At 70.3% G+C, this 23,066-nt stretch carries 20 protein-coding genes and 2 pseudogenes; 10 read left to right on the forward strand and 12 right to left on the reverse strand.

The features are described from left to right. Positions 1–32 precede the first annotated feature (32 nt). The 4 genes and pseudogenes from LCY71_RS04980 to LCY71_RS04995 form a co-directional block, all read left to right on the forward strand. Complete coding sequence (locus tag LCY71_RS04980; protein WP_225335264.1) at positions 33–1,091, forward strand: GDSL-type esterase/lipase family protein; 1,059 nt, start codon at positions 33–35, stop codon at positions 1,089–1,091. An 82-nt stretch (positions 1,092–1,173) separates the two neighbouring features. After that, complete coding sequence (locus LCY71_RS04985) at positions 1,174–2,460, forward strand: MFS transporter (protein ID WP_225335265.1); 1,287 nt, start codon at positions 1,174–1,176, stop codon at positions 2,458–2,460. A gap of 44 nt (positions 2,461–2,504) precedes the next feature. Beyond that, positions 2,505–4,130 carry a gamma-glutamyltransferase family protein gene (locus LCY71_RS04990; RefSeq protein WP_225335266.1) on the forward strand — a complete coding sequence of 542 codons (1,626 nt, stop codon included), beginning with the start codon at positions 2,505–2,507 and terminating at the stop codon, positions 4,128–4,130. 116 nt (positions 4,131–4,246) lie between these two features. After that, a pseudogene (locus LCY71_RS04995) lies at positions 4,247–5,052 on the forward strand (acetamidase/formamidase family protein); the annotation flags it as partial. Between the two features lie 45 nt (positions 5,053–5,097). On the opposite strand, the gene LCY71_RS05000 reads toward LCY71_RS04995, so the two are convergent. Next, entirely contained in the window at positions 5,098–6,369 is a 1,272-nt protein-coding gene (locus LCY71_RS05000; RefSeq protein WP_225335267.1) for an RNA-guided endonuclease InsQ/TnpB family protein, read from the reverse strand. Positions 6,370–6,488: 119 nt separating this feature from the next. On the opposite strand from LCY71_RS05000, the pseudogene LCY71_RS05005 reads away from it, so the two are divergent. Further along, positions 6,489–7,010: pseudogene (locus LCY71_RS05005) on the forward strand (acetamidase/formamidase family protein); the annotation flags it as partial. A gap of 41 nt (positions 7,011–7,051) precedes the next feature. Here LCY71_RS05005 and LCY71_RS05010 read toward each other — a convergent pair. The 4 genes from LCY71_RS05010 to LCY71_RS05025 all read right to left on the reverse strand — a co-directional run bounded on the left by LCY71_RS05010 (position 7,052) and on the right by LCY71_RS05025 (position 11,472). Beyond that, positions 7,052–7,717 (reverse strand): O-methyltransferase, encoded by a 666-nt coding sequence (locus LCY71_RS05010; RefSeq protein WP_373325151.1) that lies wholly within the window; start codon positions 7,715–7,717, stop codon positions 7,052–7,054. Between the two features lie 107 nt (positions 7,718–7,824). Next, positions 7,825–9,054: an MFS transporter gene (locus LCY71_RS05015; RefSeq protein ID WP_225335269.1), complete on the reverse strand. Its 1,230-nt coding sequence runs from the start codon at positions 9,052–9,054 to the stop codon at positions 7,825–7,827. Between the two features lie 234 nt (positions 9,055–9,288). Then, entirely contained in the window at positions 9,289–10,323 is a 1,035-nt protein-coding gene (locus LCY71_RS05020; RefSeq protein WP_225335270.1) for a sugar phosphate isomerase/epimerase family protein, read from the reverse strand. Positions 10,324–11,124: 801 nt separating this feature from the next. After that, positions 11,125–11,472 carry a nuclear transport factor 2 family protein gene (locus tag LCY71_RS05025; RefSeq protein WP_225335271.1) on the reverse strand — a complete coding sequence of 116 codons (348 nt, stop codon included), beginning with the start codon at positions 11,470–11,472 and terminating at the stop codon, positions 11,125–11,127. Positions 11,473–11,646: 174 nt separating this feature from the next. On the opposite strand from LCY71_RS05025, the gene LCY71_RS05030 reads away from it, so the two are divergent. From LCY71_RS05030 to LCY71_RS05045, 4 genes are read left to right on the forward strand one after another with little or no spacing between them, the layout of a single operon-like run. Next, complete coding sequence (locus LCY71_RS05030) at positions 11,647–12,660, forward strand: thiamine pyrophosphate-dependent dehydrogenase E1 component subunit alpha (RefSeq protein ID WP_373325152.1); 1,014 nt, start codon at positions 11,647–11,649, stop codon at positions 12,658–12,660. After that, positions 12,660–13,685 carry an alpha-ketoacid dehydrogenase subunit beta gene (locus LCY71_RS05035; protein WP_225335273.1) on the forward strand — a complete coding sequence of 342 codons (1,026 nt, stop codon included), beginning with the start codon at positions 12,660–12,662 and terminating at the stop codon, positions 13,683–13,685. Before LCY71_RS05030 ends, LCY71_RS05035 begins: the two co-directional genes overlap by 1 nt. Further along, positions 13,686–13,949, forward strand: a complete 264-nt coding sequence (locus LCY71_RS05040; RefSeq protein WP_225335274.1) for a lipoyl domain-containing protein — start codon at positions 13,686–13,688, stop codon at positions 13,947–13,949. It abuts the gene before it with no gap. 4 nt (positions 13,950–13,953) lie between these two features. Next, positions 13,954–14,679, forward strand: a complete 726-nt coding sequence (locus tag LCY71_RS05045) for a 2-oxo acid dehydrogenase subunit E2 (protein ID WP_225335275.1) — start codon at positions 13,954–13,956, stop codon at positions 14,677–14,679. Between the two features lie 20 nt (positions 14,680–14,699). On the opposite strand, the gene LCY71_RS05050 is transcribed toward LCY71_RS05045, so the two are convergent. The 3 genes from LCY71_RS05050 to LCY71_RS05060 form a co-directional block, all read right to left on the reverse strand. Further along, positions 14,700–15,599: a DMT family transporter gene (locus LCY71_RS05050; protein WP_225335276.1), complete on the reverse strand. Its 900-nt coding sequence runs from the start codon at positions 15,597–15,599 to the stop codon at positions 14,700–14,702. A gap of 116 nt (positions 15,600–15,715) precedes the next feature. Continuing rightward, the gene (locus LCY71_RS05055; protein ID WP_225335880.1) at positions 15,716–15,964 is read right to left on the reverse strand and encodes a DUF8075 family protein; all 249 of its coding nucleotides are present in this window, start codon (positions 15,962–15,964) and stop codon (positions 15,716–15,718) included. Positions 15,965–16,033: 69 nt separating this feature from the next. Then, positions 16,034–16,402 (reverse strand): DUF7993 family protein, encoded by a 369-nt coding sequence (locus tag LCY71_RS05060; protein ID WP_225335277.1) that lies wholly within the window; start codon positions 16,400–16,402, stop codon positions 16,034–16,036. 131 nt (positions 16,403–16,533) lie between these two features. Between LCY71_RS05060 and LCY71_RS05065 the strand changes: the two genes are divergently transcribed. Beyond that, positions 16,534–17,130, forward strand: coding sequence for a molybdopterin-dependent oxidoreductase (locus LCY71_RS05065; RefSeq protein ID WP_225335278.1), 597 nt, complete (start codon positions 16,534–16,536; stop codon positions 17,128–17,130). A 33-nt stretch (positions 17,131–17,163) separates the two neighbouring features. Here the strand turns inward: LCY71_RS05065 and LCY71_RS05070 are convergent, their stop codons facing one another. The 4 genes from LCY71_RS05070 to LCY71_RS05085 all read right to left on the reverse strand — a co-directional run bounded on the left by LCY71_RS05070 (position 17,164) and on the right by LCY71_RS05085 (position 23,057). Continuing rightward, a complete protein-coding gene (locus LCY71_RS05070) occupies positions 17,164–18,096 on the reverse strand; it encodes a zinc metalloprotease (RefSeq protein WP_225335279.1) in 933 nt (310 codons plus the stop codon). Between the two features lie 402 nt (positions 18,097–18,498). Further along, positions 18,499–20,154 (reverse strand): sodium/phosphate symporter, encoded by a 1,656-nt coding sequence (locus LCY71_RS05075; RefSeq protein ID WP_225335280.1) that lies wholly within the window; start codon positions 20,152–20,154, stop codon positions 18,499–18,501. Beyond that, a complete protein-coding gene (locus LCY71_RS05080) occupies positions 20,151–21,575 on the reverse strand; it encodes an ABC transporter permease (RefSeq protein ID WP_225335281.1) in 1,425 nt (474 codons plus the stop codon). The genes LCY71_RS05075 and LCY71_RS05080 overlap by 4 nt, the downstream gene beginning before the upstream one ends. After that, positions 21,576–23,057 carry an FtsX-like permease family protein gene (locus LCY71_RS05085; RefSeq protein WP_225335282.1) on the reverse strand — a complete coding sequence of 494 codons (1,482 nt, stop codon included), beginning with the start codon at positions 23,055–23,057 and terminating at the stop codon, positions 21,576–21,578. It lies immediately after the preceding gene. Positions 23,058–23,066: the final 9 nt, after the last annotated feature.

The raw sequence follows: 23,066 nt of genomic DNA on the forward strand, positions 1-23,066 counted from the left end.
CCTTATTGCGCCCGTGCCTCCCTCTGTCACGCGTGATCCACGACGAGTTCCCGTCCGTCGCGCTGCACAACGTCGCCGAGACGGAGGCGCCGGAGTGGACGAGCGGCGGTCGCGCGCTCCGACGCGTCCCGAGGTCGGTCGGCGAGGAGCTAAACGTCGCGGCGCGGGACCGGATGCGACACCCCGCGGGCAGCGAGATCAGGTTCGTCCCGCGGGAGCCGATCGAAGTGACGCTCTCGGCGGCGGACCCCGTCGACGTCTGGCCCTTCTGGGGCCCGTTCCAGGGTCAGGAGGTCGTCGAGATCGGACCGGAGCCGCGGACGATCGAACTGCCGGTTCCGGAGCGCGTGGCGAACCTGCGCGACGACGTCGACGCCGGCAGACTCGCTTCGCTCGACTCCCGGGCCCGGCCTCATTCAATTCGGCCGGACGCCGGCCCGTTCGATCCGCGGGTCTGTCGCCTGCGGTTCGAGATGGGGACGCCGGTGGCGATCCACGGCGTCAGCGGCGACTGCCGACCGCCGCGGGACGAGGAGCTACCGGACCGGCGCTACCTCGCGCACGGCACGTCGATCACGGAGGGCGCGGACGCGTCGGGCCCGCACCTGACCTACGTCTCGCAGGCGGCGCGGGCGGCGAGCGTCGACCCGATCAACCTCGGGGCGTCGGGGTCGGCCTTCTGCGAACCGGCGATGGCCGAACACGTCGCGGAACGGGACGACTGGGACGTCGCGACGCTGTCGCTGTCGGTGAACATGGCCAACCGCGGGTTCACGCTGGCACAGTTCGAAGAGCACGTCGAGCGGTTCGTCGCGACGGTCGCCGAAGCGAACCCGGAGAAGCCGGTCGTTTGCGTGACGCTGTTCCCCTACCACGCGGACGCCGTCGCGGGGGACGACGCCGACCGGGCGCGGGCGTTCCGGCGGGCGCTGCGCGAGGCGGCCGACGGGCACGCGAACGCGAGCGTCGTCGAGGGGCCGGACCTGACGGACGCGACTGGGCTGACGACGGACCTCCTGCACCCCGGCGACGCGGGCATGACGGCCATCGCTGACGGCCTCGCCAGCGAGATCGAGGCGGCGCTGGCGTGATCGACCGCTCGGCGGCGGCGCGCTCGTCTGGTAACCGTTATAGTCCGGGCGGTGTGGGCTTGACGTACCGAAACACGTCGCCATGAACGACAATGACAGGTCAATCGTCGCCTTCGCGAGCCTCTCGCACGCCATCGTCCACACCTACGAGCTCTCGATTCCCATCTTCGTGGTCGTCTGGCTCACGGAGTTCCCGGTGACCAGGGCGGTGCTGGGGACGGTCGTGGCCGTCGGCTACGCGCTGTTCGGCATCGGCGCGCTCCCCGGCGGAGTCCTGGCCGACCGCTACGGCTCCCGACGGGTGGTGACCGCGTGTCTGGTCGGGATGGGCGGCTCCTTCCTCCTGTTGAGCCTCACCCAAGGCGTCGCGTCCGTCGCGCTCGCGCTGAGCGCGTGGGGGCTGGCGGCCAGCGTCTACCACCCGGCCGGCCTCGCGCTGCTGTCGACCGGCGTCGAGGAGCGCGGCACCGGCTTCGCCTATCACGGGATGGCCGGCAACGCCGGCATCGCGCTGGGCCCGCTCCTCACGGCGCTGCTCCTGCTCGCTTTCGACTGGCGCCTCGTCGCCGGCCTGCTGGCCGCGCCGGCGCTGCTGGCCGTCGGTTACGCGGCGGTCGCCGAGTTCGACGAGACGGCGGCCGTCGAGGCCACTGCGGAGGCCGACGGCGGATCGCCCGACGGCGACTCCGGAGACGGGACGGGCGAGAGCGGCGCGCCGGCCTCGATCGGGGGGTTCGTCGCGGACACCCGGGCGCTGTTCACCGTCGGGTTCACGCTCGCCCTGGCGGTCGTGCTGTTCAACGGGCTGTTCTACCGCGGGACGCTGACCTTCCTCCCGGACGTGCTGGGGGACTACCTCCCGAACGTGGCCGACTCGCTCGGCCTCTTCGAGCCCGGTAGCCCGATGGCCGAGGAGTTCGACCTCGCGTCGTACGTGTACGCCGGGCTGCTGACGGTCGGCATCGGCGGCCAGTACGTCGGCGGACGGCTGACAGACCGGATCCCCGTGACGACGGGCATCGCCGTGGTCTTCGGGACCCTCGCCGTCCTCGCCGTCCTGTTCGTCCCCGCCGCGGAGGCCGGCCTGCTCCCGCTGCTGGTCGTCAGCGCGCTGCTGGGGTTCGTCCTGTTCGCGATCCAGCCGCTCTACCAGGCCGCCATCGCCGAGTACAGCCCGCCGGGCGACCGCGGGCTCTCCTACGGGTTCACGTACCTGGCCAACTTCGGCGTCGGGGCCGCGGGCGCGGCCCTCGCCGGCGTCCTGCTGTCGGCGCTCGACGTCGGCGGCACCTTCCTCGCGCTCGCGGCCATCCCCGCGCTCGGCGTGGTCGCCGCGCTGGCGCTGTCGCGGGCGGGCGGGCGGCGATAGTGGCGGCCCGAGACGTTTTGTCCCCGTGACGTGCCCATAGGGGCATGGACGAGCAGCCGAACCTCGACCGGTTCACGTCGCGACGCGCCACCGCGTACGGCAGCCGCGGGACGGTGGCGACGAGCCAGCCCCTCGCCGCCGAAGCCGGGCTGGAGACGCTCAGAGACGGCGGCAACGCCTTCGACGCGGCCGTGGCGACCGCGGCCGTGCTGAACGTCGTCGAGCCGATGAGCACCGGGCTCGGCGGGGACGCCTTCGCGCTCTACCGGACCGCCGACGGCGACGTCGGGGCGATGCGGGCATGCGGCGGCGCGCCGGCGGACGCGACCCTGGAACGGACCCGCGAGGCCGTCGCCGAACAGACGGGCGTCGACCCGGCCGACGCGACGATGCCGGATCGCGGTCCGCTGGCGGTCACCGTCCCGGGGGCCCCGAGGGGGTGGGAGGCGACCGTGGCGGAGTTCGGTCGCCGCTCGCTCGCCGACGTCCTCGCGCCCGCCGTCCGCTACGCGCGCGAGGGGTTCCCCGTGACCGAGGTCATCGCGTCTCACTGGGCCGACCTGGAGCCGGAACTGCGCAACGACGCCGCGCGCGAGACGTACCTCGTCGACGGCGAGCGAGCCCCGCAGGTCGGCGAGGTGGTGACGAACGAGCCGATGGCGCGCACCCTGGAGACGCTGGCGGCGGAGGGCGCCGACCCCTTCTACGAGGGGGCCATCGCCGAGGCGATCGCGGACGCGGTGCGGTCCCGCGGCGGGCTCCTGCGGCAGTCCGACCTCGCGGGATTCAGCCCCGAGTTCCCCGAGCCCGTCTCGACCACGTACCGGGGCGCGGAGGTGTTCGAGCTCCCGCCGAACAACCAGGGGCTGATCGCGCTGGAGGCGCTCAACGTCGCCGAGGAGTTGGGCGTCCCCGACGCGACGGACCCGGTCGAGCGGACGCACCTGCTGGTCGAGGCGACGAAGCTGGCGTTCCACGACGGCCACCACTACGTCACGGACCCGGAGTACGAGGAGGTCCCGCCGCTGGGATCGGAGTCGTGGGCCGCCGAGCGCGCGACGGCGGTCGGCGACGAGGCCCTGTCGCCGGACGAGGTCGGCGTGATGAACTCGCCGGCCGAGGACGCCGACACGGTCCTCCTGACCGTCGCCGACGACGATGGGAACGTCGTCTCGTTCATCAACTCCGTCTTCCAGGGGTTCGGGAGCGGCATCGTGGCCGGCGACACGGGGATCACGCTCCAGAACCGCGGGGCGTCGTTCTCGCTGGACCCGGACCACCCCAACGTCGTCGAACCGGGCAAGCGGCCGTTCCACACGCTGCTGCCCGCGCTGGCCCGCTTCGACGACGAGGACTGGGCTGCCTTCGGCGTCATGGGCGGGTACATGCAGCCACAGGGCCACGTCCAGGTGCTCTCGAACCTGCTCGACCGCGACATGCCGCTGCAGGCCGCGCTCGACGAACCGCGGTGGCGCTACGGGGCGGACGGCTCGCTGGCGGTCGAGGCGCGGTTCGACGACGATCTGGCGTCGAAACTGGCCCGGCGCGGCCACGACGTCACGGTCGAACTGCCGATCCAGTTCGGCGGAGCGCAGGTCGCGCGGAACCGCGACGGCGTCCTCTCGGGCGCGACCGAACCCCGGAAGGACGGAACCGTGAGTACGTTCTGACGACCGGCCGCGCCGGGTTCCGGACGCCGTGGACCACGCTGCCCTCCACCGGTTCCTCCTGACTACCAGTTAGCCACGTGAGGTTTATCCATGACTGTGACTGCCTTTCACACGGTATGTCAGAACAGGTAGAACGCGAACTTGAGGTCGACCAGTACACGCTCGGTCTCGTCGGGCCGGACCAGGAGTGGGCGGGCACGGTCGCGGACGGCGGGACGGTCAGGACGCACACGCCGGCGGGCTGCTGGGGGCCGATGATCACGCCGGAGTTCCGCGGCGGCCACGAGGTCACGCGGCCCATCGCCGTCGAGGGCGCGGAGGTCGGCGACGCCGTCGCCATCAAGATCAGAGATATCCAGGTGACGAGCATCGCGACCAGCACGGGGTCGATGAAGGAGCGCGACCGGGCCTTCGGCGACGACCCGTTCGTCGACCACAGGTGCCCCGACTGTGGCACGGAGTGGCCGGAGACGGTCGTCGAGGGCACCGGCGAGGACGCGGTCAAGTGCGCCGACTGCGGCGCGAACGCCTCCTCGTTCGGCTTCGAGTACGGCATCACGGCGGTGTTCGACGACGACTACGAGGTCGGCCTGACGGTCGACGCGGCGGCGGCCGACGACCTCGCCGAGCGGGCCGACGAGGCGATGGCGCTGCCGGAGAACTCCCGCCAGCACGCACCCCTGCTGTACGCGCCCTCGGAGATGCCCGGCACGATGGGCCACCTCCGGCCGTTCCTCGGGAACGTCGGGACGACGCCGCCGACGGAGCTACCCGACTCGCACAACGCGGGCGACTTCGGCCAGTTCCTGATCGGCGCCGAGCACGACCAGGGCATGGAAGACGAGGACGAGCTCGAGGTCCGCACCGACGTCACATGGACGTCAACGAGGTCCGCGCGGGTGCGACGCTGCTCTGCCCCGTCAACCGCCTCGGGGTCAAGCCCGAGGCTTGTCAGTGGACTCCCGTTCTAACCGAGTAACTCGGCAGGCGTGTACTCGCCGTTTACGTTCAACGCCCCTGACTTGAGGGCCAGTTGACTAGTGGCCCATCCACCGCGAGACTTCTGCCCGCGATGGATATACCCACAGTATCGGTTGGCGACGTTCTTTGCCGCGTTGTAATCCGCGTTCACCTCATACCCACACGACTGGCACGCGAACTGCTTGTCGTCCCGGTTATCCTCGTGGGTAAACCCACAGTGTGAACACCGCTGGCTCGTGTATGCAGGATTCACGGAGTCCACGAACAACTCCGTTGATTCGACCTTGTACTCGACGAGTTCCACGAACTTGGCGTAGGCCCACTGTTGGAACTTCGACCCATTAGCGATGTTCTCACGGATGTGGTCAAGGTTCTCAAAAATGATGCCGTCCACATCTGCATCGTGCGCTTCGGCGATAAGGTCGTTGGCGTGGTTGTGCAACCAGTCCAGCGACCAATCACTGAACGTACTACCGATGGACTGAATCGTGAGGTGAGCCGACCGTGTACCTGTCTGTTGCAGACGGGCACGGCGTTGCTCGTACTGGTTACGCTTGTGAGTGAGATAGTCCGCACTGCCGATGAATGCGCCAGTGGAGGTGACGGCGAACGCGCCAGTCACGTTCAAGTCCACGCCGAGAACCACTCCGTTCTCGCGGGCGTCATCACGTGACTCGGCTTCTTGTCGTCCACTTGCGTCACCTTCGTAATCGGGGTTCTTCAAGGTGACGTGCAGGTAGAACGTGTCATCCTGCTCGTCGTATTGGAGCGTGGCGCTCGACGCGTCCCAGTCATCGCTCTCGTAGTATCTACCGAACGGCGTCTCCTCTCGCTCACATTTAGGCGGGAAGACGTATTCGGCGGTGACTCTGCCGTTCGGCGTGGAGAGCGTGGCGTGATCGTCGTTGAACGTTGCGGAGCGTTTGTCGTACACGACGCTCCACGAGTCAAACTCAGGTTGACTCGTCTTCTTGCCCTGCTTCAACTTCTCGACGCCTGCATCGACGGCGTCGATGGCGCGGTGGATGCCTTTCTGGACGAGGTTGGCGGTGAGGTCGGTTTCCTCCCGCAACCCGCTGTAGAGGGCGTCTTCGGCCTTGCTCTTGCTGGTGATGCAGAGGTCGTCGTAGCGCCACGCCCACTCGCTCGTGTGGTTGGCGCAGTGCAGAAATTGTTGTTTGGTTTGATGGAGGTCGCTACGACGCTCCTCGGGTACGTCGAGTTTGATGGGTACGGTGCGCCGCGGCGCGTCGTCCATCTGATATTCACATTTATCGCCAGTGCCTAATAAAGATTTAGGTGTGTGGGGAGTCGGCCTTGCTATCGAGCCTGGTTTGTCGATGGAGTGTCGGCTTCCTTCACGGGGGCAAGTCCCGTGGCATCCGCCTCGTACCACCTGTGAAGGTCGAGGGCGGCGGCATCTACGTCGGCGACATGCACGCCAACCAGGGCGACGGCGAACTCGCGCTGCACACGACCGACGTCAGCGGCCACACCGAGTTCGACGTGGAGGTCGTGAAGGACCTCGACCTGGACGGGCCGCTGCTCCTGCCCAACGAGGCGGACCTGCCCGACATCAGCGCGCCGTTCGACGACGAGGACGTCGAGAAAGCGGAGGCGCTCGGCGAGGAGTACGGCGTCGACGTCGAGACCGACGTGGGTCCGATCCAGGTGATCGGCTCCGGCGCGACGATCAACGACGCGACGCAGAACGCCTTCGACCGCGCCGGCGAGTTGCTGGACATGAGCGAGGGCGAGGTCCGGACGCGCAGCACCTTCACCGGCGGCGTCGAGGTCGGCCGCCTGCCGGGGGTCGTCCAGCTCAACATGCTCGTGCCGATGGACAAACTGGAGGAGCTAGGGATGGCCCACCTCGTTCGCGAGCAGTACGACCTCTGAGGCGAGGCCGGGATCTGGCCTTCTGAGAGGCGAGTCCCGGCTCAGACCCGGACGGAGACGAACAGGCCCTCGCCGACGGGGACGGTCGTCGTCTCGAAGTCGGGGTCGTCGTGGACGCGGCGGTAGTAGTCGATGATCGACGCCAGCGAGGACTCGTCGTCCTCCGGCGGCCCGTCCTCCAGCGCCCGCTCGAGGTCCTCGGGCTCGAAGCCCGGGTCCCCCGAGGAGTGGAGGACGTTGTCCGCGACGACGACGCCGCCCGGCGCGACCTTCTCGCGGACCGCCTCGAACCCCTCGACGTAGCGCTCGTTCTGGTGGTCCACGAGCACCAGGTCGAAGGGACCGTCGTACTCGGCCACGACGTCCAGCGCGTCGCCGTGCTCGAAGACGGCGCGGTCGGCGTAGCCGCCGCGCTCGAAGTACGCCCGCGCCTGGTCGAGTTCGTCCTCGTCGACCTCCGTGAGGACGATCTCACCGTCCGGGCCGACCGCGGGCGCCATCCAGTACGCGGAGTAGCCGAAGCCCGATCCGAGCTCGAACACCGAATCCGCGTCGGTGAGGCGGGCGCACAGCCGGAGGGCGGCTCCGACCTCGTGACCGATCGTCGGGAACCCCTCGCGGTCCGCCTGTGCTTCCATCTCGTCGAGGACCTCGTCCGTCTCGGGACTGGTCGTCGAGAGCAGGCGATCGACGGCGTCGGTGTGCAGGAGAGACACGCGTGATCACTGTGGCCGAATCACAATGACGGTAGCGGAAGCGGCGGCGTTGTCCCCTGTCAGACAGCGGACGGCGTCCTCCCGGTCCGGACGGCCGCTCACCCGCGCGCGTCGTGGCTGATCTGGTCCGTCTGCGGGTTGACGGTGCCGGTCTTGGCGTAGACGCCGCCCAGCAGGAGGACGCCGGCCAGCAGCGGGATCAGCGCGCAGGCGGCGTACACCGGCTCGAACCCGACTGTCTCGATCAGCGGGAGCGAGACCATCGGCCCGAGGCCGCCGCCGACGTCGCCGAGGACGTTGTTGGTCGCCGTCGCCCGACCCATCCGGTCCTCGGGCGTCAGGTCGGCCAGCAGGGCCATGAGCGGGCCGCTGGTGCCGCCCTGTCCGGCGCCGATGAGGACGCAGGCACCGATCAGGACCGGGAGCGAGTCGGCCAGGGCGAGCCCGACGAAGCCGCCGAAGGAGACCACTAGGAACGTCAGCAGGATCGGCACGCGGCCGCCCCGGAGGTCGCTGATCTTCCCGCCGCCGAGCATGAACACCGACGCCGAGAGGACGGTGACCGCCATCAGCAGGCCGGAGGTGCCCTGCGGTCCGTAGCCGAACGCGGTGAGCGATCGGGCCTCCAGGAAGAGCACGAGCGTCGAGAACAGGGCACCCAGGTAGGCGAAGAAGAGGCCGAAGTTGACCAGCCCGACGGTCACCGCGGGGAGGCTCCGGTCGACGTGCCAGGGCTTGATCGACGACTGGACCTCGCTGACGTGGGTCTCCGGGATGGTGGCGTACGCGACGACGCCCGCCAGCATCGCGAAGCCGGCGGCGACGACGAACGCCGCGGTCACGCCGTAGACGTCGCTGACGACGCCGCCGAGCACGAGCCCGGCCGGGAAGCCCAGCGTGATGCCGCCGCGGACGACGCCCATGTTCGTGCCGCGGGAGCCGCCGTCGCTGACGTCGGCGGCGATGGTGTAGGCCGTCGCGAAGACGAACGCGCTGCCGAGGCCCCAGAGGACCCGGGCGGCGAGGAACCACGCCTCCGGGGCGGGCGCGCGGACGGCGACGACGTACCCCAGCGTCGCGAACCCCTCGACGAACAGGCCGGCGACGAACGGCGTCCGCGTCCCGAAGCGGTCGACCAGCGCGCCGGCCGGCGCGTTCGCCACGATGCGGGTGAAGCGGTTGGCGCTGAGGATCAGGCCGACCACGAACGGGGTGATCCCCAGGATGGCCCCGAGGTTCGGGAGGATGGGGAAGATCACCCCGCCGCCGAATCCGACGAAGAACGTGCTGGCGATGACGGCCAGCACGACCGTCCGCGGGCGGTGCATCCGGTCGATCACCTCCGGGGAGACGCCAGTGTCTGCATATCCGATAGAGGACAGTCAACCGGAAAAAAAGTGTACGAAGCGGCAGAAGTGACAGTATAAGTTAATATACTCGGCGTCGTAGCAGCGGGCAAAAGAGCGGGGGACCGCTGCCGATCGGGTGGCCGTCCTGTAGTAGAACTGAAACTATTCACACGCCGAACGGCATCCGAGTTCCCCTCGAGTGTGTCGGTGCGTTCAATTCCCACTAGAGACGTATTCAGCTCCAGCGTTGTACGCGAGGGGGTATGCGACGTCCATCGAGAGCCGGCGGAACTCCTCGGACAGGATCTCGAGTCCCCACGGCCCCTCGAACCCGGCCTCGCGGACGGCGTTGACCCAGTCCGAGATGGGGAACTCGCCCTCGCCGGGGACCTTCCGGAGGTTGATCGTCTCCTCGAGGAAGGACATCTCCGTCTCGATGTACCCGTCCTGGAACTCGACGGCGGTGATGTCGTCGGCTGACAGGGCCCGGATGTTGTCGAAGTCGACCCCGAGCTTCACGAGGTGCCAGAGGTCCAGATAGAGGCCGCCGGTGCCCTCCTCGCGGGCGATCCGGGTGGCCTCCATCGCCTGCGAGATGTCCCGTACGTTGGGGTCGACGGGGAAGAACTCCATCCCGACCTGCGTGTCGACCTCCGAGAACTGCCGGCTGATGTCGGCGAAGCGCTGCTGGAGCTGCTCCATCGATACCGGGTAGCCGTTGATGTTCCCGACCTTGACGTGGTTCGCGCCGAGGACGTCGGCGGCTTCTAGCAGGAGCTGTCGGTTCTCCTCGTTGTTCTGATACCGGTAGTCGTCCTCCCCCAGGGGCCACTCCGTGAGGAACTCGACCTCGACGAAGTCGATCCCGTTCTGCTGGAGAACGTTGTTCATCTGCTGGAGGCGCGCCCGCAGGTTGCCGTCCGTGAACTCGTGTTCGACCCGGTACCGGATGTCTTCGTGGTAGAGGCCGATGGCGTTGAACCCGACCTCGCCGAGGCCCTCGGCCCGCCGCTCGAGGCTCCAGGGACTCCACTCGCGGTGACCGTGCGCGCCCTTGAACGGCGTGGTGCCGCCCGAGTGCATCCAGCAGTTGGCCAGCAAGTCCGCCGACTGGTCGCCGCCGCCCTCCGTTTCAGTTCCCTGCTGGGAGTCGCTGCCGTCTTCCTGAGCCGCCGCCTGTCCGATAGCGCCGGTCCCAATCGCGAATGCGCCGCCCGCCTTGAGTACGTCGCGTCGGTTGTGTTCCATAGGATGTGTTTCGGTGTCGATGTCGTTGGAACCGCTCTGTACACAGTCGTGTGCCGGCCCGATCTCGCCCGGCGCGTCCCGTCCCGTCGTCGCTGGGCACGTAGGAACCGACTAACCCCATGATTTAATATGTACTTTTTAGTTGCTATCCAGATCGGACCGATGCTAACGAGAGGAATATCGCTGAGTGCGAACGGTTATATGCGGAGCAGGCGCAATACCACGCCGTTGACGGCGTGGATACGCGCCGTCACTCCTCGAAAGAGACCACCGTTCGAACGCCTCCCCGAGTTCCCCACAGTGATGTTTAAGTGACAGACCGCCTTCCAGTGCTGTAGGAATCGGTCGGAACGGAGCGGATTCTGAACCGTCCTTCGGAGGCGGCCTGTCCGCCCACGTAACGAGGTAGTATCCGAAAGAACAGTCGGTGAACGCCACATCCTCGACGGGTGTGCCAACGTGCCGACTGCTCAAAGCGAGCAAGACGATACCCCCAACTCTGCTGACGCTTGCTGGCATCCCCGTGGCAAAAACAACACTGGAACGCCGTACACGGTCGAGGAGAGGGGTAACGGCCAGTTGGCATGGCCAGCAGTCCGCCAGTCCGACGCTGTGGGACGACCCGCGCCCGAAAGGGCTGGTAGTCCGATGATTGGACTGCACACCTGAAACTCCCACCGCTCGGGATTCCTCCGCGTGAACGCGGAGGAGGATGTCAACAGCGTAAATACTCTCGTACAGCGAGCGACGCGTCCAGAACAGTGCTCTCGCGGCACCACTCCCGTCGCCGGAACGAACCCGTTACTTGGGCGTGATCTTCGCGGCCAGCGTCTGGGCGACGATCTCCCCGTCGCGGATCACGAAGGTGTCGGTGGCGTACTCGTACTCGTTCTCGGGCGTCTCCGCGTGCCAGACGATGTACGCCACGTCGTCGACCGTCTTCTGCTCGTCCAGCGAGAACGTCACGACGTCGTCGTCGAACTCCGGGAGCAGCTGCTCGTACATCGCCCTGATCTCGTCGCGGCCCTCGAAGGTGTCCGTCTCCGTCATCAGGACGGCGTCCGCCGCGTAGTCCTCCATGATCCCGTCGAGGTCCCCCTCTCCGAACATCGCGAGGTGGTGATCCAGAACGGATTCCGTCGCGCTCATGCAATATAGTTAACTATATTACATTATAGTTCTACCGGTGGTGATCGCTGTACCCGGAACGCCCGCTGACGTTCACGACTGGAACGTAACCGGCCGGACCTGGCACTCAGGATTAATAGGCGACGATTCGGGCACTCAAAGGTGATGGGTGCTAGCACGAATCAGCTACAGGAGATGTACGACGACATGGTAACGGCCAGGTACTACGAGGAGCGGTTGCAGGAGGAGTACCTGGAGGGGAAACAGCCCGCCTTCGACATCTCGGCGGGCCCGATTCCCGGCGAGCTCCACCTCGCTGCCGGGCAGGAGGCGGCCGCCGCGGGGGTCTGTCAGCACCTGCGCGACGACGACGTCGTGACGGCGCCCCACCGCCCGCACCACATCGCCATCGCGAAGGGCGTCGACCTGAAGCGCATGACGGCGGAGATATTCGGTCGCGAGACGGGCCTCAGCGGGGGCAAGGGCGGTCACATGCACCTGTTCGATCCGGACGTCCACTTCGCCTGCAGCGGGATCATCGCGGAGGGCGTCCCGCCGGCCGTCGGCGCGGGCCTGGCCGCGAAGAAGCGAAACGAGGACAGCGTCGCGGTCGCCTTCCTCGGCGAGGGCGCCGTCGACCAGGGCGCCTTCCTCGAGTCGCTGAACCTCGCCGCCGTCCGCGACCTCCCGGTCGCGTTCGTCGTTGAGGACAACGACTGGGCGATCAGCATGCCCAAGGACCGCGTGACCGACGTCGAGGACGCCTCCCAGCGGGCCGACGGGTTCGACCTGCCCGGCAGGCGCGTCGACCACGACGACGCCCTGGCCGTCTACGACGCGGCGGACGAGGCGATCGGCCGCGCCCGCCACAGGAACGGGCCGACGCTCCTGGAGGTACAGACCCATCGCCGGATGGGCCACTTCATGGGCGACCCGGAGGGCTACCGCCCGGAGGAGGATCAGGAGGCGGCGGCCCAGCGGGACTCGATCGAGAGCCTCTCCGAGGACCTGCGGGACCGCGACATAGACCGGGAGACGCTCGGTGAGATCGAGTCCGAGGCCCAGGAGCGCGTCGACGAGGCCATCGAGTGGGCCAAGGAGCAGCCCGAACCGGAGCCCGAGGACGCATACGACGACGTGTTCGTCAACCCGCCCTCGGGCGTGACCGACAGCGAACCCGACCACACGCTCGCGGGAGGTGACGACTGATGGCACAACAGGAACGCGACCAGGCGGTCGACCGGGAACTGACAATGAGCAGGGCGATGGTCGAGGCCATCGCCCACGAGATGCGCGAGGACGAGGAGGTCTTCTACATGGGCGAGGACGTCGCCGACTACGGCGGCATCTTCGACTCCACGGAGGGCCTGCTCGACGAGTTCGGCCACGACCGGATCATGGACGTCCCGATCAGCGAGACGGCCTACGTCGGGGCCGCCGTCGGCGCCGCTCAGGAGGGGATGCGTCCGATTGCCGAGCTGATGTTCGTCGACTTCTTCGGCGTCGGCATGGACCAGATCTACAACCAGATGGCGAAGAACACGTACATGAGCGGCGGCAACGTGTCGGTTCCGATGGTGTTGACCGCCGCCGTGGGCGGCACCTACAACGACGCCGCCCAGCACTCCCAGACCCTGTACGGCACCTTCGCCCACCTGCCCGGCATGAAGGTCGTCGTCCCCTCGACGGCCTACGAAGCCAAGGGCCTGATGCACAACGCGATCCGCGACGACGACCCCGTCGTCTACCTGTTCCACAAGCGCCTGATGGGCATCGGCTGGCTGCCCGCCCCGGACGGCCCGAAGACGCCCGTCCCCGAGGAGGACTACACCATCCCCTTCGGCAGCGCCGACGTCAAGCGCGAAGGGTCGGACGTGACCATCGTCACGCTCGGCCTCCACGTCCACCGGGCGCTGGACGCCGCCGAGGACCTGGACGACGACGGCGTCGACGCGGAGGTCATCGACCTCCGGACGCTCGTGCCCCTCGACACGGAGACGGTCGTCGAGTCGGTCCGGAAGACCGGCCGCCTCGTGGTCGTCGACGAGGACTACCGCTCGTTCGGCGTCACCGGCGAGGTCGTCTCCCGCGTGGCCGACGAGGCGCTCGACGACCTCGAGGCCGTCGAGCGGGTCGCCGTCCCCGACGTGCCCATCCCGTACTCCCGGCCCATGGAGAACGAGGTCATCCCGGACGGCGAGGACATCAAAGCGGCCGTCGAAGCCACCGAATAGATGAGCGGAGACGACGACCGCGTCGCGGTGACCGCCGACGGCGCGTGGACCGACGACGTCGACAGCGAGGAGGGCGTCGTCGTCAACTGGTTCGCCGGCGAGGGCGGCGCCGTCGACGAGGGCGAGAGCCTCTGCGAGGTCCAGGTCGAGAAGGTCAGCGTCGACGTCGAGGCGCCCGTCGCCGGGACGCTGGACGAGATCGTCCTCGGCGAGGACGACGAGTTCACGATCGGCGACACGGTCGCCTGGATCGACCCGGAGTGAGACCATGAGCGACGACAACCAGGACGACGACACCAGCTCCGACGGGCCCGCGCCCCGCACCGTCGCCGAGGAGCGGACGCTGAGCCCGATGCGGCGGACCATCGCGGACCGCCTCCAGGAGAGTTCGCGCAACGCCGTCCAGTTCACGCTCAGTCGCGAGGTCGACGCCGAGGCGCTCGCCGCGGCTGCCGACGCCGCAGGCGGGGTCGTCACCGTCACGGACGTCCTCCTCTGTGCGCTCTCCGACGCGCTCGACGAGCACCCCGCGTTCAACGCGACGTTCGAGGACGGAACCCACCTGATCTACGAGGAGCACAACGTCAGCGTCGCCGTCGCCGTCGAGGCCGGCCTCGTGACGCCCGTGCTCGCCGACGCCGCCTCGCTGTCGCTCGCCGAGGTGGCCGACGAGCGTCGGCGCCTCACCGAGGCCGTCCGGTCGGGCGACTACGCCATGAGCGACCTGAAGGGCGGCACGTTCACGCTGTCGAACCTCGGCCCGCTGGGCGTGGACTCATTCTCCCCCGTGATCAACCCGCCGCAGATCGCTATCCTCGGCGTCAACCGGATCCGCGAGCGGGCCGTCCCCCGCGACGGCGAGGTCGAGGGACGCCGGCGACTGAACCTCGACCTGACGCTCGACCACCGCGTCGTCGACGGCGCCGACGGCGCCCGGTTCCTGCGGACGCTCGACGAGCGCCTGCAGGACGCCGAGTCGTACGTCGAGGGGTGAGACGAGCGGGCAACGCGCGCTCAGGAGAGCGTCACGAGCACGGTACCGAGGACCACGACCACCGCGGCGGCGACGAGCCGCGGCGTGACCCGTTCGAGACGCCGCGGCAGGAACGCGGCTGAGAGCCCGAGGACGAGCAGCGGTCCGGTCTGGAGGATCGGCATCACGATCGATACCGGCGCCGCTTCGAGCGCGGCGAAGTAGAGCCCGATACCGGCCGTATTGGCCAGTCCCGCTCCCAGGTAGTACCGGAGCCCCGGGCGTCCGAAGACGTCCGCCATCGGGTCAGCCCGGGTGGCCCACCGGTACCCGGCGAACCCGACGAGGCCCGCGACGACCTTGATCGCGATCCCGGACGCGACGGAGGTCCCCTCGGCGTAGCCCACGGCCACGACGATCGGTTCCAGTGCGATGAAGAGCGCCGCCGACAGCGGGACGACCAGTGCGAGTCCCGCCTCGCGAAACGATCGAGTCGCGGCGTCGGCGGCGGCCATCTCCCAGGAGAGCGCCGCGACGCCGGCGACGACCAGAACGATTCCGGCGAGGTGGAGCGACGAGATGGACTCGTCGAGGAACACCACCGCGAACACCGTCGCGAACAGGACGTTCGCCGCCAGGACCGGCGACGTCCGGCTCGCTCCGAGTTCCTCGACGCTCTTGAACTCCAGGACCCGCGCCAGCAGCGAGCCGACGACCCCGGCGGCGACGAACGACAGGAGCGACACGGACGTGATCCGGCCGAACCCGAGATAGACGGCCGCCGGGACGACGATCGCGACGTTACAGACCAGCGAAACGAGCATCACGTCCGAGACGCTGCCGTCGGTCGTGCCGACCCGGACGAACAGGTACTGGATCGCGAACGCCAGCGCGGCTCCCGTAGCCAGGCTGACACCCACTAGCGGCACCGTACCGATCATCACTGGGCTATCAGCCGGCGGCCGCATAAAAGGTCGCGGGCACGACCAGACCGGTCGGTACCGTGGCCGAGGTGGGGCAATCGAGCGCGAGAGCCGAGGGCGGACGTCCGAACCTGCTAGTCGTCGCTCCGCTCCCGACCGTGGTCCTCGCAGAGGATCTCGCCGGCGTCGGTGTCGAAGCAGAACCCCTCTCCGGGCGCGATGCGGTGGCCGTCGACGCCGCAGCCGTCGGCGTGCTGCAGGAAGTACTTACCCTCCTCGCGGCCGGTCTCTAACCGGCCCGCCTGCGCGGCGAAGCGGACGATGCCCTCTCCGATCTGGGTGCGCTCCGTCGAGTCGGCCGACTCGAAGTGGATGAGCGGCATGGGAATCACTCGCACGGACCTTCGGCCGTCGATCCGATAAACCCTCCTCCGGCTACCGACCGGGGTCCATCAGCACCCGGCGACCGCCGCGACGACGTCGGCGGCCGACGACACCTCGTCCGCGTCCTCGACGAACGCGAGCGTCCGGGGCGGCCGCACCGCCTTCGGCCGGACGCGGAGGCCGGCGTCCGTCGCGGCCTCGGCGACGACGTCGGGAACGGCTGTGAACTCCAGACGGACCCGGTCAGGCTGGACATAGCCCTCGGCGACGAGTGCGTCTCCGTCCTCTCCCGGTCGCACCACGGTGAGTGCGAGGGTCCCATCGGCGGTGGGGTCCGGATCCCCGTCGATCCGCTCCACGGTGAGGCCGCCGCGCTCGTCGAGCCTCGCCGCCAGGCCCCGGGCGATTTCTGGTCCCCGTCGATTCGGCGAAGTCACGTCCGCTGCTTCGACCGGCACCGACAAGGAGTCGACGGTCGCGTCCGTCGGCCGACCACCCGCCGAGGACCGTCCCTCGCCCCTCTATCGCTGACCGACAACTATTGTGGCCGCGCGCCCTACGGCGTGGCATGCGAGACGTCACCTCGCTCTACGAGGAGTTCGGCGAGGAGCGCCTGCCGCCGGGCCAGCGGAAGACCGAGCGCTTCCCCGTCCTCTCGAAGAGCGGCGTCCCCCGGCCGGACGTGGACGAGTGGGAGTTCACCGTCACCGGCGCGGTCGAGGAGGAACTGTCCCTCTCGTGGGAGGAGTTCAGAGAGCTGCCCAGCGAGACCCAGCGCCAGGACTTCCACTGCGTGACGGGTTGGAGCCGGTTCGACAACGAGTTCGCGGGCGTCACGTTCCCCGAGATCGCCGAACGCGCAGGCGTGCGAGACGACGCCGAGCACGTCATGTTCGGCGCGTTAGACGACTACACGACGAACCTGCCGCTCGACGAGTGCGACCGGCCGGAGGTCCTGTTCGCCTACGAGCTGGACGGCGAGCCGCTGCCATCGGATCACGGCGGCCCGCTGCGCGTGGTGACGCCCCACAAGTACGCATACAAGGGGGCGAAGTGGGTCGACAGCGTCGCGTTCCTCACTGAACCCGAGCGCGGGTATTGGGAGAAGCGCGGGTACTCGAACGCGGCGAACCCCTGGAACGAGGAGCGATACAGCTCGATGTGACCGCCCGGTGTCCTACCGCGCCCGCGGAGCGGTTCACGAACACCGGGCCGCGCAGGGCTCGCCCTCGGGACAGGAAAGCGGCGTTCGAACGCGGTCCTCGGCGACGAAGGCCCACTCGTCGCGGCCGACCGCGTCGTCGCCCGTGGAGTACGATAGCTGCTCGTAGAGGCCGTTGTAGTTCATGACGCTGTCGTACTCCGCGGCCGTGTAGCGCTCCTCGTCGATTCCCTTCTGGCCGGCGTCCAGTCCGAGCGCGTGGCCGAACTCGTGCATGAACAGCGAGGCGTCGGTCATCCCGCGGTGGAACGTCTCCATCGCGGCGACGCCGGGTCGCCCGGCGCCGACGTAGCGGGCCTCGCCGTCGTAGGCGACCTCCTCGGTCAGGAGCAGGTAGTAGTAGCCGTCACCGCGGTGGTCGAAGAAGCGGTCGCGGTAGTCGTAGACGTCCGCCGCGTCGCTGCGGTTGGCCGAGTAGACGGTCTCGGCGTCCGGCAGGTCGGCGTCGTCGAAGCGGAGGTGGAGGTCGATTCCCCGGTCCCCGTCGGGGTTCTCGACGGGCGCGTCGGCGTAGGTCGCCCGGATCGCGTCGACGGTGTCCTCGCTGACGTTCGTCCCGGCCGTCCCGTCGACCTCGACGTAGATGTCCTGGTGGAGCGGGTCGGCGCCGGGGAAGGTCCCGTCGCACTCGACCTCGACGCCGTCGGGGATGCCGTCGCCGTCCGTGTCGGGATCGGTCGGATCGGTCCCGTGGAGCCGCTCCTCGCGGTCCGTGAGGCCGTCGCCGTCCCGGTCCGGATCGTTCGCCGCCGCGTCGGTCAGCGTCGCCGGCGCGGGCGCTCCCGCCGACCCGTTCGCGACGGTCTCGGCCCCGACGGGCGCGCGCTGGATCGAGGTCGCGCCGGCGGCGGCCGTGACGACGGTGACGACCGCCAGTGCGGCGGCCGCGACGGCGAGCACACTGGCCACGCGGGGCGTGGTCGGGGGCCGTCCGATCGTCCGCCCGCCGGTCCGGTCTCCCGGATTGCTATCAGAATCAGTATCTAAAATGGTAGCCGAAATGACAGCGGAGGCGGACCACAGACGGGGCGGTTCGACGCGCATCAATCGCCATATCGTCTCAAATTGTGACGCATATAGCTACCCATCCAAATCTCATTCTCGAAAATAAGACTCAGGATACGATAGACCGCGATCGAACGTCGCTCCGCGCGCGGCGGCGGCGAGAATCGACGGCGGGCGCGCCCGCCGCGGAGCGCGGTAACCCCGGGCACGTCGACGTCGCGTCGCTGTCGGAGCGGCGAGCGGTGACGCCCGGACCAGTCGGTGACGACGGTCGGGGTCACTCGCAGTGGCGTCGCGACGGCCGACCTACCGGCAGCTCCCGGACGCGTTCCGTGGAATCGTCAGCGCCAGCGGGTCGCGACCGGAGGCGGCGTAGACGAGGTGTCGCTCCGCTTGCCAGCGGTCGTAGGCGTTCTGGGAGATCGTCGCCGGCGCGGCCGGGAACAGGTGGGCGCCGGTCGTCGTCCACGAGCGCTCGGAGAGGACGGGACAGTCGGGCGTGGGACCGCCGTCGCCGCGGAGCCACGTCACCGTCGACCGGTACGTGGCGTTCCCGCCGAAGTAGAACCCGCCGACGCGGTGCAGCGTGTGCGAGCTCGTCCACGGCCCGTCGACGTGGGTCGCGGCGAATCCAGAGCCGGCGAACTCTGCCGCCGTCGTCGTGCTCGGGTGCGCGCCCGTGTCGAGGTCGACGTAGGCGACGGGGAGCGTGGCGGCCACGCTGACGACCAGCGCGACGGCCAGCGCGGGGCCCGCGTAGCGGGCGAGAGCGATCCGGGGCCGCCCGGCGCCGGCGACGCGGCCGGCGACGACGCCCGCGGCCAGCACCAGCACGGGGACGTGGAGGTGCGTCTGCGCCCGCATCGCCGTCGCCCAGAACTCCGGCGTCAGCGACGCCGTCAGCGAGAACAGCACCTGCGCGATCGGCGCGGCGAGCAGCGCCAGCAGGACCGTCGCGGCCGAGCGCCGGCCGGCCAGCAGCGGACTCCCCCAGGCCCCCAGGAGGGCGGCCACCGAAAGCGGCGCCACCAGCAGGAGCAGGAGCCGCGGCGTCCGGGCCGTCCCCGGGAAGACGGTGACCCGCGCGTTCGCCGCGACGACGGCGAAGAACAGGGCCAGCGGCGCGAGGACCGCCAGCCGCTGGGCGGGCGTCGACCAGCGACGGAACCACAGCGCCAGCGCGACCACGAGGACGACCCACGCGACGAACAGCCCCGGATGACTCGCGACCCGGCCGACGTAGGGCACCGTCAGGCCGAGCCGCTCGGCCCACTCGTAATAGGCCGCGGCGTACCCCCAGAACCCGACCACCAGCGCGCCGGCCGGCAGCGTCCCGCCGCGCTCGCCCGGTTCGAGCAGGCGAACGGCCAGCAGCGCCGCCAGCGCCAGCGCGAGCACGAGCGTGCTGAACGTGTGGGTCAGCGGGACGACGAAAAGCAGCGCGGCCAGCGGGACGGCCCACCGGAGCCGCCCGGTCCGGGTGAGCCGGTGGGCGACCAGCACCGTCAGCGGAATCAGCAGTAGCGTGAGCGCGTCGTCGTCGGGCACGCCCGTCCGGCGGACGTAGAGTCCCTCGACGGCGACGGCGAGGGCGGCGAGGACGCCCGCGGTGTGGATCCGCGACGGCGTCCAGCCCCAGGCCCGGCCCAGCCGCCGGGCGAAGACGAACCTGAGCAGGACCGTCGCGCCCCCGGCCAGCGCGTACAGCGGCTGGACCAGCCGGACGGGCGCCGTGGCCGTGACCTCCGCGGCCGTCGAGACCAGCAGTGTGGATGCGATCGAGTCGGCCCGTAACTGGCCGAGCGGGAGGCGACCCAGCGCGAGCGCGCTCCCGGCCCGGCGCGCGTACTCGAACCCGTCCAGCGTCGCCGGGTACGGGCTCCACCCGAGCGGGGCCAGCCGCGTCAGTAGGCCCAGCGCCAGCGTCGCGACGACCGCGACGGGCCGACCGCCGCGAGTCACGGCTCCCCTCCCCCCGGGCGCTCGTCGCTGACGTCGGGCCCGGTCGCGAACAGCCGGTAGGGATCGACCCGGAGCAGCGCCGCGGTCGCCAGCCCGCCCCCCAGCGCGGTCACGACGAGCGCGCCGAGGACGACGCCCGCCAGCAGGGCCGGCGAGGGCGTCGTCGACAGGCGCACGCCGAAGACGGTGAGGTAGTCGGCGCGCGCGAGTCCCCGCAGCGCGAGCAGTCCGGCCGGGACGGCGAGAGCGGTCCCCAGAGCGCCGACGACGAGCGCGTCGCGGAACACGATCGCCGCCACCCGGACCGGCGAGGCCCCGGTCGCCCGGTAGACGCCGATCGTCCGCCGCCGGGCGTGGACCGCGCGGGCGAACGACGCCGTCGTCCCGCCGACAGTCATCAGCGTCGCCAGGCCGAGCACGACGGCAACCACCAGCCGGAGGTTGCCGAAGGCCGCCTCGACGGCCTGTCCGATGCCCGACTGGCCGCTCGCGCCGCCGCTGGCCAGCGCCGACGCGAGGCGGTCGTCGCCGGTCACTGTGTAAGATAGCTCCCGCGTCGTCCCCGCCGACGATCGGACGGTCACGTCGTAGCTCCCCGGCGGCTGGCGGGCCAGCGGGACCTCGACCGTCCGGTTCGTCCCGGGCGCGACGCGTACGGTCCGCTCCGACGAGTCGCCCGGTCCGGAGACCTCGTAGCGCCGTTCGACCGTCCGGTTCCAGGGGTTCGTCGCGCGCAGGCGGACGGTCGGGCGGGTCAGCGCGTCCGGGCGGTCCGGTCGGACCTCGGCCGTCAGGGGGAGCCGACGCGTCGCATCAGGCGCGACGGCAATCGGCCGCGACGCCGCCCGGTCGCCCGCCCGGACTTCGATCCGGCGCTCGCCCGGTCCGCCCGGTTCGATCCACGCGGCTCCGTCGGCACCCGTCCGGACTGACCGGTCCCCGACGGCGACCGTGGCGTTCCGGACGGGATCACCGTACGGCGTCCGGGCGCGGACCCGCAGCGTCGCGTTCGGCGGGGTGCGCTCCGGGAGCGGTCCCAGGCGAACGGCGTCGCGCGGCGCGACGGTCACAGTCCGGCTCAAATCGCCGACTCGGACCGCGTGCCGGCCCGGCGGCGGCGCTGAGAACTCGACGGTAACCGTCCGCTCGTCGCCGGCGGGCACGGTCACCGACTCCTCGGCAGACTGGTTTCCGAGCGTGACGGCGACCGGAATCGATCGCTCCGCGTCCTCGGCGTTGCGCACGGTCACCTCGACGGGGACGCTCCCGTTCGGCGGGACCGGCGACGGGGCCGAAAGTGTGACGACCGCACCCTGCCGGTCGAACGGGTCGCCCTCGGGGAGCCGGTCGGCCCGGACGAAGTGGACCTGTCCGGAAGCGCGGTTCGCGAGGTGGCGCGCGACGGGCAGGGGGACGAGCACCTAGTCGTCGTACGGCCCCGGCGCGGCGAAGACGCCGACGATCCGCACGCGGTGGAGGCCGGCGTCGGTGCTCCCGCCCATCGTGACCGAGTCGCCCGGGCCGACGTCGAGCGTCGCCGCGAGGTCACGCCCGACGACGGCCTCGCCGGTCCCGTTCGGCGGTCGGCCGGCGACCAGCTCGGCGTCGGTGACCGACGCGAACGCCGAGTAGTTGGCCCCCCGCGCGGCGTACGGCTGGCCGTCGCTGGCCTCGAACAGCAGAACCTCCGGGCTGGCGTCGATCCCGCGGTCCCGCAGTGCGGCCGCGTAGGTCGCAGGCACCGAACTGGCGATGGGGTGGACCGCCCCGGGCTCTGAGACGGTCGCGCCGCCGGCCGTCAGCGGGCCGACCACGCCGGCGACGCCCGCCACGAGCACGACGAAGGCCACGAAGACCGTCAGCGTCGCCGCCGTCGGGACCAGCGCGCGGGCGTCGAGAATCGAGAGGCGAGCGGCGAGGCGGCCGTCCCGTCGGCGCTCGGTTCCGACGTCGGCCGGGTCGCAGCGGGCGGCCGGCCACGCCGCGAGCCCGCCGCTGACCGCGCCGATCAGGGCCGCAGCGCCCCCGCCGGCCGCGACGACGGCGGCCACGGTCGGCGTGACCCGCGGCGCGAGGCTCGTCGGCAGGCCCGCGAACACCGCGACGTTCACCGCGGCGTTGACGGCGACGACGCCGACGGCGTAGCCCAGCGCGACCCCGGCGACTACCAGCAGGCCGGCCCGGGCGGCGAACAGCCCTAACACTACCTGCGGCGGCGCGCCCGTCGACCGGACGATCCGGATCGCCGCCCGCCGGTCCCGCACGGTCATCCGTGTGACGCTGTAGACCACGACCGCGACCAGCAGCGCGCTCCCCCCGGCGACGACGGCCAGCGCCCCGAGCGCCTCCTCGGTCCCGAACGCGAAGAAGGCCAGCGCCGCCCGCAGCGGGACGCCGTCCCGCGGGACCGTCCCCTCGGGCGCGTCTCTGACGACGAACGCCCCCGTCGTCCCCAGTTGCTCGACGGTGTCGGACGGCGCGACGTACCACTCCGGCGGCACCGGACCGCGGCCGCCCCTGGGGGCCACCGTCGCCTCGACGGCCCCGTCCGACCCGCGAAGTTCGACCGTCGCGCGCTCGTCCGCCGCTCCGAGCGTGACGACCGCCTCGCTGCCCCCGTCGCCGCCGTCGCTGCCGCCGCCGTCAGCGGGCAGCAGTCCGGCCGCGCGGGCGTCCCCTCCGTCGAGGGCGTACCGTCGCTCCCCGTCGGCTCCGTCGACGACGGCGAAGGGCACGACGGCCGCGCCGTCGCCGGTCGCCGCCGCCGCGGCGACAGAGCCGTGAGTCGCGACCGTCGACCCGGCGTCGTAGCCGGCGGCGACGGCGGTGGTCCGGTCGCCGGCCGTGACCACCAGCAGGACCGTCCCGGTGAGGAAGGCGATGGCCAGGGCGACGACGACCACCGCGCCAGG

It is taken from the genome of Halomicrobium urmianum, from assembly GCF_020217425.1.
GTDB classification, from domain to species: Archaea; Halobacteriota; Halobacteria; order Halobacteriales; family Haloarculaceae; genus Halomicrobium; species Halomicrobium urmianum.